This window comes from Pseudomonas sp. NPDC089569 (assembly GCF_050280625.1).
Taxonomy (GTDB): Bacteria; Pseudomonadota; Gammaproteobacteria; order Pseudomonadales; family Pseudomonadaceae; genus Aquipseudomonas.
The window spans coordinates 136124-150978 of sequence record NZ_JBNNVQ010000001.1 but is presented as its reverse complement, the minus strand read 5'-3'; the positions used below and the strand labels follow the sequence as shown (position 1 = coordinate 150978).

Annotated in this window: 13 protein-coding genes; 8 read left to right on the top strand and 5 right to left on the bottom strand. The window is 58.5% G+C overall.

Features of this window, described 5'->3' with window-relative positions; all coding sequences use genetic code 11:
- Positions 1 to 2 precede the first annotated feature (2 nt).
- Positions 3 to 1502 (bottom strand): DHA2 family efflux MFS transporter permease subunit, encoded by a 1500-nt coding sequence (locus ACQKP2_RS00710; protein WP_427573569.1) that lies wholly within the window; start codon positions 1500 to 1502, stop codon positions 3 to 5.
- Positions 1502 to 2620: an HlyD family secretion protein gene (locus ACQKP2_RS00705; RefSeq protein WP_427573568.1), complete on the bottom strand. Its 1119-nt coding sequence runs from the start codon at positions 2618 to 2620 to the stop codon at positions 1502 to 1504. Before ACQKP2_RS00705 ends, ACQKP2_RS00710 begins: the two co-directional genes overlap by 1 nt.
- A gap of 248 nt (positions 2621 to 2868) precedes the next feature.
- Here ACQKP2_RS00705 and ACQKP2_RS00700 point away from each other — a divergent pair, with 248 nt between their 5' ends.
- The 8 genes from ACQKP2_RS00700 to ACQKP2_RS00665 all read left to right on the top strand — a co-directional run bounded on the left by ACQKP2_RS00700 (position 2869) and on the right by ACQKP2_RS00665 (position 9481).
- Positions 2869 to 3495 carry a TetR/AcrR family transcriptional regulator gene (locus ACQKP2_RS00700; protein WP_427573566.1) on the top strand — a complete coding sequence of 209 codons (627 nt, stop codon included), beginning with the start codon at positions 2869 to 2871 and terminating at the stop codon, positions 3493 to 3495.
- A gap of 7 nt (positions 3496 to 3502) precedes the next feature.
- The gene (gene mug / locus ACQKP2_RS00695; RefSeq protein ID WP_427573564.1) at positions 3503 to 4015 is read left to right on the top strand and encodes a G/U mismatch-specific DNA glycosylase; all 513 of its coding nucleotides are present in this window, start codon (positions 3503 to 3505) and stop codon (positions 4013 to 4015) included.
- Positions 4016 to 4058: 43 nt separating this feature from the next.
- Positions 4059 to 4376, top strand: a complete 318-nt coding sequence (locus ACQKP2_RS00690; RefSeq protein ID WP_427573562.1) for a hypothetical protein — start codon at positions 4059 to 4061, stop codon at positions 4374 to 4376.
- A 160-nt stretch (positions 4377 to 4536) separates the two neighbouring features.
- Entirely contained in the window at positions 4537 to 5022 is a 486-nt protein-coding gene (locus ACQKP2_RS00685) for a hypothetical protein (protein ID WP_427573561.1), read from the top strand.
- Positions 5023 to 5412: 390 nt separating this feature from the next.
- Positions 5413 to 5958 carry a polysaccharide biosynthesis/export family protein gene (locus ACQKP2_RS00680; RefSeq protein ID WP_427573560.1) on the top strand — a complete coding sequence of 182 codons (546 nt, stop codon included), beginning with the start codon at positions 5413 to 5415 and terminating at the stop codon, positions 5956 to 5958.
- A 26-nt stretch (positions 5959 to 5984) separates the two neighbouring features.
- Positions 5985 to 7103 carry a hypothetical protein gene (locus ACQKP2_RS00675; RefSeq protein WP_427573559.1) on the top strand — a complete coding sequence of 373 codons (1119 nt, stop codon included), beginning with the start codon at positions 5985 to 5987 and terminating at the stop codon, positions 7101 to 7103.
- A 21-nt stretch (positions 7104 to 7124) separates the two neighbouring features.
- Entirely contained in the window at positions 7125 to 8687 is a 1563-nt protein-coding gene (locus tag ACQKP2_RS00670; protein WP_427573557.1) for a GumC family protein, read from the top strand.
- An 11-nt stretch (positions 8688 to 8698) separates the two neighbouring features.
- Entirely contained in the window at positions 8699 to 9481 is a 783-nt protein-coding gene (locus ACQKP2_RS00665) for a CpsD/CapB family tyrosine-protein kinase (protein ID WP_427573556.1), read from the top strand.
- A gap of 40 nt (positions 9482 to 9521) precedes the next feature.
- Here ACQKP2_RS00665 and galE read toward each other — a convergent pair whose 3' ends face one another.
- The 3 genes from galE to ACQKP2_RS00650 form a co-directional block, all read right to left on the bottom strand.
- A complete protein-coding gene (galE, locus tag ACQKP2_RS00660) occupies positions 9522 to 10499 on the bottom strand; it encodes a UDP-glucose 4-epimerase GalE (RefSeq protein ID WP_427573554.1) in 978 nt (325 codons plus the stop codon).
- A gap of 90 nt (positions 10500 to 10589) precedes the next feature.
- Complete coding sequence (locus ACQKP2_RS00655; RefSeq protein WP_427573553.1) at positions 10590 to 13235, bottom strand: glycosyl hydrolase family 5; 2646 nt, start codon at positions 13233 to 13235, stop codon at positions 10590 to 10592.
- Positions 13236 to 13240: 5 nt separating this feature from the next.
- Positions 13241 to 14767: an O-antigen ligase family protein gene (locus tag ACQKP2_RS00650; RefSeq protein ID WP_427573552.1), complete on the bottom strand. Its 1527-nt coding sequence runs from the start codon at positions 14765 to 14767 to the stop codon at positions 13241 to 13243.
- Between the last annotated feature and the right edge of the window lie 88 nt (positions 14768 to 14855).

Below are 14855 nucleotides of genomic sequence, written 5' to 3'. Positions count from 1 at the left end.
AACTAGTTGGTCGCAACGGGTTTGCGAAGAAAGACAATCAGCGGGCTGACCACCAGCATCGCCACCATCAAAATCTTGAACTGATCGATCACGGCGACAAACGCCGCCTGGTGGGTGATCAGGTGGTTAAGCCCTTCCACCGTCGGCAGCGGTAAGGAGGCTGTACCGAAACGCGCCGCGGCGCTGAAGGGCGTTACGTTGCTGGCCAGCGCCAGGTGCATCGCCTGGGTGTTGTTGAAGAAGTAAATCTGCACAACCGCCACGCCCAGGGTGCTGCCGTACACACGCAACAAATTGAAAATGCCAGTGCCTTCCGGGCGCAGCGGGGGAGCGAGTGTGCTGAACGCCACCTTGGCCAGCGCCGCCATCGACATGCCGATGCCGATCCCCTGGATGGCGCCGGCAATCGCTACGGGCGACCAGTCCATCAGCGGTGAAAAGCCGAGCATCAGCCAGTTGGCGAAGATCACCGCACCGACTCCCGCCGCCACGAAAAACCGGCGGTCGAAACGCTCCGGAATTCGGCCCATCAGCAGGAATGCGCCGACCATGCCCGCACCGCGCGGCAGGGTCATGGCACCGGTGGTGTCCGGCGGGTAGCCGAGAATTTCGTCGAGCATCGGTGACGTCAGTGCCATGGTCGACAGCAGCACGAAACCGATGGCGAAGAAGATGATCGTCGACAGCACGAAGTTGCGATCGGCGAGCAGGCTTTTGTTCAGGAAGTGCACCTTGCGAGTCAGTACATGCACGATGAACAGGTACAGACCCAGGCCACAGGCCAGTGCCTCAATCCAGATCTCCGGTGAGTCGAACCAGTCCATGCGTTCACCGCGGTCGAGCAGGATTTGCAGGCTCATCAAACCCAGGGTGAAGCTGCCGAAGCCGAAGAAGTCGAACGACGGCGCCTTGTCGGCTTTTTTCTCGGCAAGCAGTAACGCCACGATGAGGAAGATGTACGCCGACAACGGCAAGCTCACGTAGAAGATCGGACGCCAGTCGAAGTGCTCGGCGATCCAGCCGCCGATACTCGGGCCGGTGGCGATGCCCAGGAGCACAATGGCCGTGAAGGTCGCACCGAACTTCATGCGCTTCTCGGGCACCAGCGTTTCCATGGCGATCGCCATCGACAGGGGCGCCAGCACACCACTGGCCAGGCCCTGGACAATGCGTGCGCCGATGAACTCCTGCGGCGTTTCGGCCAGCGTGGCGAGCCACAATCCGAACATGAAGACCGCCAGCGCGCTCAGATACACGCGCTTGACGCCAAAGCGTGCGGCCAGCCACTGGGCGACAGGCGTGGTGATGGCGCTCGCCGCCAGGTAGGCGGTGAAAATCCAGCCGGCCTGGTCATCGGTCATCGACAGGGTGCCTTGAATCAGCCTGAGCACCGCGTTCGGAAGCGGCAGGTTCGCCGACTGCATGTAAGTCGCCAGCAGTACGGCCAACCGCAACGAGCGTGCAGCGTCGGAGCCGGGGGTTGCAGCCGAATGGGCGTTCATCACGAGTTACCCGCGGTCAACAAGGATTTGAGTGGGTACCACCAGGGCGAGCGATGGCCGGTGTCGACCTTCACTGTTGCGCTGGTGCCCGAGAAAAGCTGTATGGCCGGGTCCGCGTCATCCAGTTCCAGGCGAACCGGCACCCGCTGGACCACCTTGACCCAGTTGCCCGTGGCGTTTTCCGGTGGCAGCAGGGAGAAATCCGATCCGGCACCGGGGCTCATGCTGGTGACATGGGCCTTGAATACGCGGTCGGGGTAGGTGTCGATGCTGATGGTCGCTTCCTGGCCCGGGCGCATGTGCGTGACCTGGGTTTCGCGAAAGTTGGCCTCGACCCAGATTTCGTGATCGGAAATCAGCGCGAAGGCCGGCGCGCCGTTGTTGAGGAAGTTGCCGACCTGCAAGTCGTCGACCTTGGCGACGATGCCGTCGGCCGGCGCCTGGACGGTGGCGTAAGAAAGGTGCAGTTGCGCTTCATCGAGCTGCGCCCTGGCTTCGCGGACCGCCGGGTGGCTATCGACATCGATGTTCGGGTTGCCGTTCAGGGCCACGACGGTGCTGGCGATCTGCTGTTCTATAGAAGCAATGTGCTGCCGGGAAATTTTGAGGTCGGTTTCCGCGCGCTCGTAAATCGCCCGGGAAACGAATTCGGTGGCGATCAGGGCTTTCTTGCGGGCGAACTCCTTCTGGTCGAAGTCCGCCGACTCTTTGGCCGATTGCAACTCCGCCTGCTGCTGGCGATAGCTGGCCTTGAGGCCATCGATGCGCAGCCGCGCGACATTCAACTGGGCTTCGGCACGATCGATCGCGATCTGCAGCGGCTGGGGATCGATGCGGAACAGCACCTGGCCCTTGTGCACCTGCTGATTGTCCTCGACAGCGATCTCCACGACTTGCCCGGAAATCCTGGCATTGATCGAAGCCTTGGCCACACGGGCGTAGGCATTGTCAGTGCTGACGAAAGCCTCGCCGGCAACATAGTGCGCGTAGCCTGCAGACGCGATGAGGGCGGGTACACCCACCATCAGCCAGGGCCGCAGTTTTTCCTTGAGCGGTTTCTTGATGGGCGATTGGGCCTCGAAGGTCTGCGAAGCCGGGATGTCGAACTGTTTAGTCATGATCGAATACACCTTTAACCGGGAGTTCGGGCCTGCACGGTCGCCTGGCCCCGACGTTGATAAATGTTGTGAGAAAGCAAACCCTGGGCGGTGAGGAGGGTCGCTCCGCCGCCTCTGTTTCGTCGCTGCAGCACCCGATTCGAGCTTCGCTTGAACAAACATGGACCAAGGAATTTGTGGTTCCTTAATTTTGTGCGATGGTGTAAAAATATCCCCTCATTCACCTTCCTGCAAGGATTTTGTACGACATGGCACAAAATAAATCGACAGAAGGCAAAGGCCGCGGCCGGCCACGCGCATACGACCCGCAGACCGCCCTGCAACAAGCGCTGGGGGTGTTCTGGAGTACCGGCTATTCCGGTGCTTCCCTGGACAGCATCGCCACGGCTGCCGGCATGAATCGCCCCAGCCTCTATGCGGCGTTCGGCGACAAACACGCGCTGTACATCAAGGCGCTGGAGCAATATTGGGAATTTGCCGCAGCCGACATGCAGGCTGCGCTCAATGACAAGTCACTGACCCTGAACCAGGCGTTGATGCGTTTCTATGAAGGGCAGTTGTCGATCTATTTCTCGGGCGAAGGCCAGCCGCGTGGCTGTTTTGCCATTGGTACGGCAACCACCGAGGCGGTGGAGGACCCTGAAATACGCGAGGTGCTATCGGACCGGCTCAGCCGGCTGGATGCCGATCTGGAAGTGCGTCTGCGCACTGCCGTCGAGTCCGGTGAATTGAAGGGCGATGTCGACGCCGGCGCGCTGGCAGTGCTCGCATCGTCGCTGCTGCACAGCATTTCGATTCGCGCACGGGCGGGCAAGTCCCGGGCTGAATTGACCGAACTTGCGCGCAACGCGGTCAATGTCATCTGTGGCGAGTGACAGGGTGGTGGGTGAAGGACTCCAGGACATCCTGGCCGAAGGACTTGCGGTGGTTTTTTGCGGTATCAATCCGGGGCTGACTGCCGCCGCCCAGGGGCATCATTTTGCCGGTAGAGGCAATCGCTTCTGGCGCACACTGCATCTGGCCGGATTCACGCCCCGGGAGCTGCGCCCGGAGAACGACCGAACGATCCTGCAGTATCGGTGCGGCTTGACGGCGGTGGTCGAGCGCCCGACGGCACGGGCGGATCAGCTGTCGCGACAGGAGTTTGCCGCTGGCGCAGCGACGTTCGAACAAAAGATCACGCACTATGCGCCACGCTATGTCGCGTTTCTCGGGAAGGCCGCGTATTGCGCGCTCTCGGCGCAGCGAGAGGTGGCGTGGGGGCTGCAACCCAGGACTTTCGGTAATGCAGCGGTGTGGGTGCTGCCCAATCCCAGTGGACGAAATCTCGCGTTTACCCTCGATCAATTGGTCGAGGCCTACCGGGAGCTTCAATGGGCCGTCGGCCAGATTTGAATGCGGACAAATGATCGCAGAGGGACCGAAGGCAGGGTCAATCGTGCGACATGAATCGCGCCGGTTTTCCGCCGTCACGGTTGTCGCCGAGTACAAAAAGGTGAATCTGGCGGGCGTACACAATTACGAGCCGGGGCAAGTCAGCGGTTTGGCGAAAAAATGCAGCCTTTCAAGGCAACTTATGCACCGCGCAGAGCCATTGGCGGTCACCGGCCTCTTGATGTTTGTTTTCAAAAACATCGCTAACTTTCGAAAAGATAACAATAAAGTTTTTGAGCGAACAAGGCGCTGCGGGCCAACACGTAAAACTGCACATTTTTTTGAGAATACAGCCCATTTGCGGATGATAAGTTCATCGTAAGTGGCGATATTTTGACGCGGTTCTCGCCGATTTTATATTTCGATTTATTATCGTGACGAGCTGTTGACGTACTGGCTATGTGCTTATAGGCTCAATTTAACCCGGTAGTAAATTCCTCCATCCGACAAAAAAACTGACCTCTGCGCAGGGAGGCGATGCCATGCATCCGACAGTTGTCATTAAATCCGTTTTGGTGGTGATGGTTCTTGGTAGTGCTGCAACTTTTAACGCGCAAGCGAGCAATTTTGTCAATGAATCTAGTCGCATGGACAGCTCTCGCGACGCCGTGAAGTCCCAGGTTGGTGTAGCGCCTGAAGCGACTTCAGGCAGCGGGCTCATTGCTTATGGCAAGGGGCGTGAGGTGGCTTCCGTGGTCGCCGACACCCATCTGGAGGGTGCGCCATCTGCGAAATCCAATAGTGTCACCCATGAATCACGCTCTACGGGAAGTGTCAAAGTTCCTGCCGGTGACGGTTTAATGGCGTCAGTGTCAAGTGATCAAAGCGTGATTAATCCGGATGCCCGGAGTATTGAATCCAACGGTATATCCACTCAGCAGAAAGCAGTGCCGATTTCTGCGGTTGTATGGTTGTTTTCTTCTGCGTTGTTTGGTTTTGTCGTGGTGGCCAATCGACGCAAAGTATAAGTCTCGGCTTGCGCTTCTGGCGCCAAGTAATTTGCTTCGACAGTAAGTCAGGTTGGTATCCGGGAAGTTACTGATCTTTCTTTAGTAGTGCCGAATATAAATTTGATTCCGGACAACAAGTAGCTTGCAGGGAGGGAGTCGATGGTGGCATTTCGATAGAACAGTAGTTGCAAGGTTATTTGACATGCTCTTTGCCGAGGGCTTGGGTGTGAGTCCAAGCCCTTGTTAAATAATAAAATTTCATTGTACGGGGTGACGAATGAAATTGACCGCCGACAAGTTCGATCAGATGGCCATCTCGCGACGCCTTTACGGTGTAGTGCGAGAAGGTGATTTGACGCTGTTTTTGTGTGACACTCCTTTCAAGGCTACTTAGGCGGAGGGATCCCAATGTTGCGTTTATTGTTACCTGCGCTCTGCGCGCTGGCTGTTTGGCCCAGCATTACCAGTGCCAACGAAAAAAACGCGGCCTACCTGCTCAATCCCGGGGATGTCATTTTCGTTTCCGTCTGGCGTGAGGAAACCCTCAAGGAGGAAGTGCACGTACTTCCCGATGGCAGCATTACCTTTCCACTGGTAGGACGGGTCCAGGTTGCAGGGCTCGATTCTCCGGCAGTCGAAAAAGTCATCGCCCACAAGCTTGAAGAATTCATACCCGATCCGAATGTGAGCGTTGTCGTCAGGGATCCCAAAGGCAACCTCGTCTACGCACAGGGCAAGGTGCTCAAGCCCGGCTCAGTGCAATTGGCAGGGCCGACCGCAGTGCTGCAGGTATTGAGCATGGCCGGTGGACTCGACAAATTCGCCGACAAGGATGGCATCAAGGTCGTGCGTAACAAGCAGGTGCTGCCTGTTAACTACAGCGACCTGATTTCCGGGCGCGACATGTCTACCAATTATGAACTCCAGGCCGGCGATACGCTGGTCGTACCTTAATCTTTCGCGTTGTATTGGGATTTAGCTTGCTTATGTTGCGAACAACCGGGGCTGCGACGGCAATATTGATATTGCCGTGTTCGGGGGCGGCCTACGCTGCCACCTGGCAATCATCCGTAGCAGTGCCTACGACTGTGGAACACGATAGTAATCCTCTACTTATCGACAATAACAACAAGAGGGCGGTGACTCGTACGATCATCGCCCCCGACTTCAGTCTCGTGGGGACCTCCGACCGGGATCAGCTTCGGGTCGGTCTTGGCGTGAACGTGGTTCGCTCCTCCGACACGTCCGTCGTTCGCGACCGTGAAGATCCAAAGCTGCTGTTGGGTTGGCAACGCGATACCGAAAAGGGCGCCTATGGACTGACGGCAAGCTATGTCGAGAGTTCGACGCTTTCCAGTGCGGTTCAGCAGACCGGCGTCATCGCGCCCGACGGCACGCAAAAGCAATATACGTTGGGTGGCAACTGGCGTACCGCGCTGACCGAACGAAGTACCCTGGTCAACGAGACCGAATACACCGACGTCAAATACGACATCAATACGCTGACCGGCTACGACGAGCTTTCGAACCGAACGAGCTGGAACTATGCCTGGAACGAGAAAACCGAGCTCTTCACGCGTTTTTCAGCCAGGCGCTATGAGCCGGAGTCGGGCTCGGGGCTTTCGTCCTCGAACAGCTACACACCCACCACAGGATTGAACTACAAGTTCTCCGAGCAGTTGGAGGGCTCGATGTACGTGGGGGTCAACCAGGTCTCCGGCTCGAACAGCAATCCTACCGGCCAGGGTGGATTCAACCTGCATTACGCCGGCGAACGTTTCGACACGACCTTCGATGCCAGCCGCAGCACGATCGCCAACGGCGACGGCGGTTTCGTCGAGAACGATAATGTGCGAGGCACGTGGAGTTATTCCCTCACCGAGCTCACGCGCACCGGTATCGATACGTCCTGGCAGAAAACCAAAGGGCGAACACCCAGCACCCTGCGCGATTTCAATACCTGGATCAGTCGAGAACTCTCGCCTTTTTGGGTTGCCCGCCTATCCTTCACCTACAAGCAACGCCAGCAAGACAATTTGCCGGATGCCAGTGCCAACATCGTTGGGCTGACCCTGACCTATAGTTATCCCGAACTCTGAAACTCAGTCGTGTGAGGATCTATGGCCTCTGAATACGAAATGTCGGTTAACGATTACATAGCAATCATCAAGCATCGGGCAGTGCTGGTGGTCGTAAGCATTGCGGTGATCCTCGCGGCCAGTGTGCTGGTCGCGATGTCCATCCCCCCCGTGTATGAGTCGTCCGGCACGATTCTGGTCGAGTCACAGCAGATATCGCCAGATCTCGTCGCGGCAAACAACAACACCTTTGCCGACGAGCGTATTGAAGTCATTCGCCAGCGCGTGATGACCCGCGAGCATCTCGAAGGGATCATCGACAAATACAATCTTTTTTCTTCGCAAAGCCGTCAGCTGAGCGTGACCGAGAAAATCGATGAAATGCGCAACGCGATTTCCGTGACGCTGGTCAGTGCGGCCGTGAAGGGGCGTGGAGAGGTGACCATCGCTTTCCGTCTGGGCTTCGAGCACAAGCAGCCGGAGGTCGCCAACGAGGTTGCCAAGGAGCTGGTCACGCTGTTCCTGGACGAAAACATCAAACAGCGCACCGAGCGGGCCAGTGAAACGACAGAGTTCCTGACACAGGAAGCGGACAAGCTCAGGGTTGAACTCGAAACCCTGGAGAACAAGCTGGCGGACTTCAAGCAGGCGCACAGCAACGCGCTGCCTGAGCATCAGGAGTTGCGCATGAACATGTTGTCGCGCGCCGAGACCGATCTCAGGGAAATCGATCGTGACTACAAGGCTGCCCGCGAGGAGTTGCGCTTCAACGAGCTGGAGGTTTCGGCTGCCAGTGCCGGGGTTGCGGCCAAGCCGGGAGCAGCAGGCGCGGCAGCGGATCAGCCGCAGGACCTGGGTAGCCTGAAGGCGGAGTACGCCAGGTTGCTGTCGCTCTACACTGAGGCACATCCGGATGTGCGCGCCGTCAAGCGCAAGATTGCTGCGCTTGAAGCCACCCAGGGCAAGGGCAGTGCAGTGAGTTCGGTCAGCCTGGACGTTGCCAAGGCGCAGGCCCGGGTGGCCGCCTCGGAAGCGCGGATCAAGTCGCTGGGCGAACAGCGGCAGGAAATCGTCGGCAAGATCGAAGCCTACGAGGCGCAGATTCTCGAGACGCCGCAAGTCGAGCGCGGCCTGGTCACGCTGACGCGAGACCATGACAACGCTCGTAAAAAGTATGAAGAGATTCGCACCAAGGAAATGGGCGCGAGGATTTCCGAAAGCCTGGAGCAGGAAAACAAGGCCGAGCGTTTCGTATTGCTCGAAGCGCCGCTGATGCCCGAGAAACCGGTACGACCCAATCGCAAGAAGGTGGTCGCCATGGGCTTCGTTCTCGCTCCGGTGGGCACCGGTGCACTGGTCATGTTGCTGGAAATGCTGAGTCAGCGCGTGCGCGGTGTCGAGGCCCTGACCAGTATTCTGGGGCGACGTGTTCTGGGCACCATTCCCTACATTCACACCAAGGCGGAACTCGAACGCCGCAAACAGTGGCTAAGGTATCTGATCCTCGGTGTGGTCGTGGTGATCGCCAGTGTTCTGGTGCTCGTGCATTTCCTCTACATGCCTCTGGATCTTCTGCTGTTTAAAGCTCTGGGGCGGTTTGCATAAGGAATATAGCCATGGAAATCATCAAGCCAGTGAGCGGGAAAAACGATCATCAGGCCTCGTCGGGTCTTGTGACTACACAGCCTGAAACGCTCAATGCCCTCAGTTACGTGCAAACCAAGGTTGTACCTTTGCGGGCCGATCACCTGGAACGCAACCGCATTGTGGCGTACAACAAAAACTCGAGTATGGGCGGGGCTTTCGATTTACTGCGCACACAGGTCCTCAAGGCCATGGAGGAAAATGGCTGGCGCACGCTTGCCATCACCTCACCCACGCCGGACTCGGGCAAAACGGTCATGGCGATCAACCTGGCGATGAGCATCGCGCATCACACCACCAAGACAGCGTTGCTCGTGGATTTCGATCTGCGTCGTCCGAAGGTGGGCGCCTGCCTGGGGCTGCCAATGGAGTATTCGCTCAACGAATTGCTTGCCGATAAGGCCGAGCTGCATGACGTACTGGTCAATCCGACCTTGCCGCGCTTTGTAGTGTTGCCGACACGTGAGCCCATCCCGCTCTCCACCGAAGTGTTGTCGTCACCTGCGGTGAGCCACCTGATCAGCGACCTGCGCGAGCGCTACAACTCGCGCATCGTGATTTTCGATTTGCCGCCGGTGTTGAGTTCCGATGATGTGATTACGGTCTTGCCCAAGTTCGATTGCGTCCTGCTGGTTGTTGCAAACGGGATGAACAACAAGAAAGAGATCGAGGAAAGCCTGCATCACCTGGCTACCGCCAATCTGATCGGCACGGTGCTGAACAAGGCCGAGCCCCAGAACCGCTCCTACTACTAGGGGCGTTCCAGCGCTCGGCGTTGCCTGGCGACGCCGGGCATCAGTGCCAGGGAAATTTCCGCTCCCAGTGCCAGGCGTGGGTCACTATCAGCTCTAGCGTTGCAAAACGCGGTTGCCAGCCCAGCAAGGCGTTGGCCTTGCGAGGGTCGGCCACCAGCCGTGGCGGGTCGCCTGCGCGGCGCGGCGCTTCACTTACGCAAATGTCCTGGCCCGTCACGTAACGTGCGGTGTCGATCACTTGTTGCACCGAGAAGCCTTGGCCATTGCCCAGGTTGAAAGCCGTGGTTGTTCCGCCTTCGAGCAGGTAGTTCAAGGCAAGGGCGTGAGCCGCGACCAGGTCGACGACATGGACATAGTCGCGAATGCAGGTGCCGTCAGGTGTGTCGTAGTCACGGCCGTAGACAGTGATCGACTGGCGTCGGCCGGAGGCCGCCTGCAGAATCAACGGCAGCAGGTGGGTTTCAGGTTCATGGCGTTCACCCAACTGTCCTTCGGGGTCTGCACCGGCGGCGTTGAAGTAACGCAGGCTGACCGACTTGAGCCCGTAGGCACGGTCGAAATCTTCAAGCAACTGCTCCACCATCCACTTGCTGCGACCATACGGGTTGATTGCAGCCTTGGGGTGTTCCTCGTCGATGGGCACATACATCGGGTCGCCATAGACGGCGGCACTGGAGGAAAAGATGAAGTGCCTGACGCCCGCGCGAACCATCGCTTGCAGCAATGTCAGGGTACAGGCCAGATTGTTTTGATAATACTTGGCAGGTTCAGCGACCGACTCGCCCACCTGTATGAACGAGGCGAAGTGAAACACGACATCGATGGAGTGACTGGCAAACATTGCGTCCAGCGCCTGCGCGTCGGCGATGTCCAGTTCGACCAGTTTCCCTCCGGTCAACGCGCTGCGATAGCCTGTTGAAAAATTGTCCGCCACCAGCAGTTCGTGTCCCGCGCGCACGAGCTGCTTGACCATGTGTGAACCAATATAGCCCGCCCCACCCACAACCAAAATATTCATCCTGATCTCCGGTTTCCTGGAAGCTATTGCTGCGCTGCACAGGCTGGATCGCGAATGCGTTCGCCTGGCATCTCTTTAAAGACAGACTAGCTACTGAGTGGCGGCTACAGCGCCTGGTTTTGCTTTTTCCTTCGCTGCACTCTTTTTCAACACCATCCAGTTCGTCGCCTGCTGGCCGTCGAACGCAATCGTATAGTGGCCATCACGGTAGGTGACGGGCAGTGTCTTCATGGGCGCCTGGGAGCCCTGGGCGAACAGTGTCAAACCCTCGGGTGCCTGGAGGGTGAGCGTGCCGTTGAGGGGCTCGACGAAAAAAGGTGTTTTTCCGTCGTCCTGGGGGACGGCACGGGTGCCGAGCGAAATCAGCAGATCGTGGGAGCGGTTCACTGGCGCGTCGTCCAGGCTTTGCACCACCACGCTGGCATTGGCGGTTTTCACTTGGACCTGAATATTGCCAAGGCTGATCGACTCGCCGCCAATCCAGCCGGTTGCGGCCTGGGTGCGTGGCGTATCGATGGTGTAGATCCCTCGTTTCCAGTTGCGCTTGAGTTGACCGGTGTCTGTCGTGGACTCGCTGGCATCGGCAGCCAGCAGTGACTGATTGGGGTCATGCAGCGGCTGTGCATGCTCCGGGATGACACTCTGTTGCAGCCAAGGCAATTGCGGTGTTTGCGGCAGCGCGATTTCCAGCTTGCCTTTCTCCATGGCGGTACGCAGCAGAACGGAGTTGGCCGGTGTGATCATTTGATTGAACAGCGTGTCGGTCGAAGGGGCGAAGACATAGGTTGTCTTCGCCTGTTCGACGTCTGCCCGGCGGTAAAGCAAGGCCGCGGCGGGCAGGGTGGCGAGCATGGCCGGGTCGTCGTAGGCGTGCCAGTTGTCGGCGGTCATCCATTGCCCGGTCAGCGGCTCCTGGCTGTAGGCATATTGCATCAGCGCATCCCAACCCTGATGGCTGGCGGTACCGGCGATATAGAGTGGCAGCGAATGCCGGTCGGGTGTCGGGAAGGGTTCATTGTTCCATTCGGTGACCGTCAAGGGTTTGCCGGCGACCTGGCCGGCGGCAATCCAATTGACGATGCCATCGCTGGTGAGGGGATTCTTTTCCAGCTGCCCGGTTCCGCCATAGCTGTGTACATCGATCAGGTCGCCGGCAGTCAGGGCTGGCAGTGAGTTCAGGCCATTGCCACCCCAACTGCTGGTCGTGGCAATGGGAACCTTCACGCCAATGGAGCGCAGGTGCTGAATCATTTCCACGTTGAAGCGTTGTTCCAGGTCGTTGAGGAACAGTTTGGAGGGGCCAGGCTCCCAGGAGCGCCAGGTCTGGCTTGCAGGCAGATTTTGCTGTCTGGCAAAGGTCGCGGCCTCGGCCATGTAGAGCTGGTTGTGCCTTGGCACCTTTTTGTCGGGCAACAGGGCGTTACCATAGTGACGGGTGATGTCATTTTCGTTGGTGATCAGGATGGCAGCGATCGCCGGGTCGTCTTTGTAGGCAAGTCCGGTGAAGGCGTTCACATGGGTCAGGTAGGCCTCGGTAAAGCGCTTCATGGCTTTCTGGATGTCGAGGTTCACATAGGCATAGCCCTTGAGGTCGGCATTGCCTTGCTGGTTTTTCGGCAGCTCCTCGAAGCCGTAGATGTTGTCGCCCGGGGTAAAGGCCCGCTCGACGTGCATATCCAGCCACACGTAAATACCTTCGTCCTTGAGGCATTTGATCCACCAGTCGATTTTTTTCAACGACTCCGGGCTCAGCTGTTCGGTGTTCTGCAGGACCCTGCCGTCGCCGAAGATGTTAGGCACAACCCAAGGGGAGTCATGGTGATGCAGCCGCACCAGATTGAAGCCCAGCGCCGACAGGCGTTTGGCTTGCAGTTTGATTGCATCGTCCGGCGTGCGGAACAACGTGTAGGCCGACAGGTTGGTGCCCCAGAAGCGCGCCGGTGTGTTGTCGGCAAACATCAATTGCTCCCCGGACGCTTTGACGAAGCCGCGCTTGCCGGCCGGTTTCTCCGCGGCGTTGAGAAAGGACAGGTCCACCGGTGAAGTTTTCCAGTCGAGCTTGTCGGTCGGCCAACGCTTGGGGTCCGCCAGCCCGAAGCGCTCGCCAGTGGTCGGGCCGAGCGCTGCATCGCCCTGGATGCTCAAGGTGGCCGTGATCTCCTGGCGGCCGGGCTTGATCGCGTCCTTGTAGAGGAACGCGCGTACCTCGGATTTGTCGCCGGGTTCGAAGTACACACTGGCCAGCCTGGGTTCGAAGCGCATTTCGACACGGCGCCCCTGTGCATTGCCCCAGGACCAGCCTTGATTGTCAGGTAGCAATGCAGGCTCGCCCATGCCCGTGGCAAAAAGGGCAGGGTCGAACTTGAAGACGATGCCGCCACCGATCACGCCCGGTTTCATGCTGTGGGCATCCAGGGTGATTTTCCAGGTCAACTTCTGTTCGTCTTGCTTGCGAATCTGTGCGCTCAGGTCGAAATCCAGCGCTTTGTTCTGGCCGGCCAGCCCATAGTCATAGGGCGCGTTGACCTTGAAGGCGGTCTGCAAGTACGTCCACTCCCAGTTGCTCCCGAAAAAAACGAATGCAGTGGAAATGGCCGGACTGCCGCCGCGCGTCAGCATCGGCAGACCGCTGCGCTCATCCACACTGGCGACCCAGTCCGATGCCCAGGTACGAAATGGCCAAACAGCAAGTAAAAGCAGCAGCAGTATCGGGGCGCGACGAAACACTGGGACCATGAGTCTTACCGGAGTTGGAGGTGGGCACTCGTGGAGACGGCAGTCGAGGTGCGCCTGAGCCTGAGTGCCATTTGGGCATAACCAACGCCCAGTCCGGCTACCGACCAATACACCACGGGGATCACCGTGATACTGCTGACGGTAAAGATAGTGATGAGAATCCCGACCAATGTCGCCAGCAGCGCGCGTCCGAGTCTTCGGGTTTCATCGTCTTTATTGGGGAACGAGCGCACACCCTTGCGGATGCCCTGCAGAACAGTGACGAAAAAAGCCACGAACAATGTCAATCCGATCAAGCCGACCGACAGCGCTACGCCGATGTAGGTGTTGACGATGTCGATGATTCCCTGTCCTTGCGTCAAGGTTTGCATCTCCGGAGCGCTGCGGTAATCGAATGAGCCCAGCCATGGGTTGCGTTCGATAACGATCAATGCGTTATCGATCAGGCGCTGGCGGTAGGTAATGTTCTCGACCTCTACCGTGCCGATGAACGGTAGCAGATCAATCACTTTCTGCCCGCCCGGTACCACGGCCAGAACGGGAAGGGTGAGCACCCCGGCGACCGCCAGCAGCATCAGGCGCTTGAACGCCTTGCGTCCGGTGCCGATGAACACGATGACCATCGCGGCTGCACCGATCCAGGGGCCCCGCGACAGCGGTGCGAAAATGCCGCCGGCGAGCAACAGCGCACCGAGGCTGCGCTGGAGTTTGCTGCGCACACTTTCCTGCAAGTACAGGTAGAAACCGATGGCCACGCTGATGACGAAGCCCAGCGCAATCGCCTGGCCGGTGGTGACGCTGGCACGCAGCGAGCCGCCACGTGTCAGGTAAACGGACATGTCCCATTGCACGCCCAGGGCATCGGTCAACGCGCTGTAGAGCAGCCAGTTGCGCGAGAACTCGAAGAGACCGATCAGCGACAGCACCATGGCCGCCAGCACGAAGCCGAACAGCGCATCCCTGAAATCACTCAGGTTTCTCAGTGCACGGCTGGCAACGTAGTAGGGCAGGAAAACTTCGAGGAACAGGTAGAGCGCCTGGCGCAAGGTGTCGGTGACCGTTGTCTGGCGCAGCAACAGCACTGTCATCAATACGATGTTGGCGGTTAATAGTTTGTCCGGCCAGGTTCGCCCGAAAGCGACAGTATCGGCGCGTTTGCGCAGGGCCAGATACGCCGGCAGCAGCACGCACAATGCCAGCAGGCGAACATGGTTGAGGGCGAAGAAATAGTTCATCACGCCAAAGCCGGGAAGCTGCACGGCGGCCGGCGGCATGAGAAACAGCAAGAGGAAAAACAGCGCCACGGGGTTACGCTCGCGTTTGTGCGCAACGGCCAGGACGATGGCGGCAATGCCTGCGTACACCCAGAAGCTGTGTGCGAAAAATGCCAGGAGCGTCAACGCGAACCACAGATTGCGTCGGCGAGTGAAGTCACGGGTGGCTATCAGATCTTCGGCTGGTCGACGCGCCATGAGAAAAACTACGCCGGCAAGGACCAGAATGACGACTAACGCGCGTAAATGCTCAGGCATAGGCGATCGGACCTGTCGATTGAACAGCGGTAACTAGTGAAATGGCTAAATGCGACTATAGTACCTTTCGTGCCATTGAGCCCGGAGG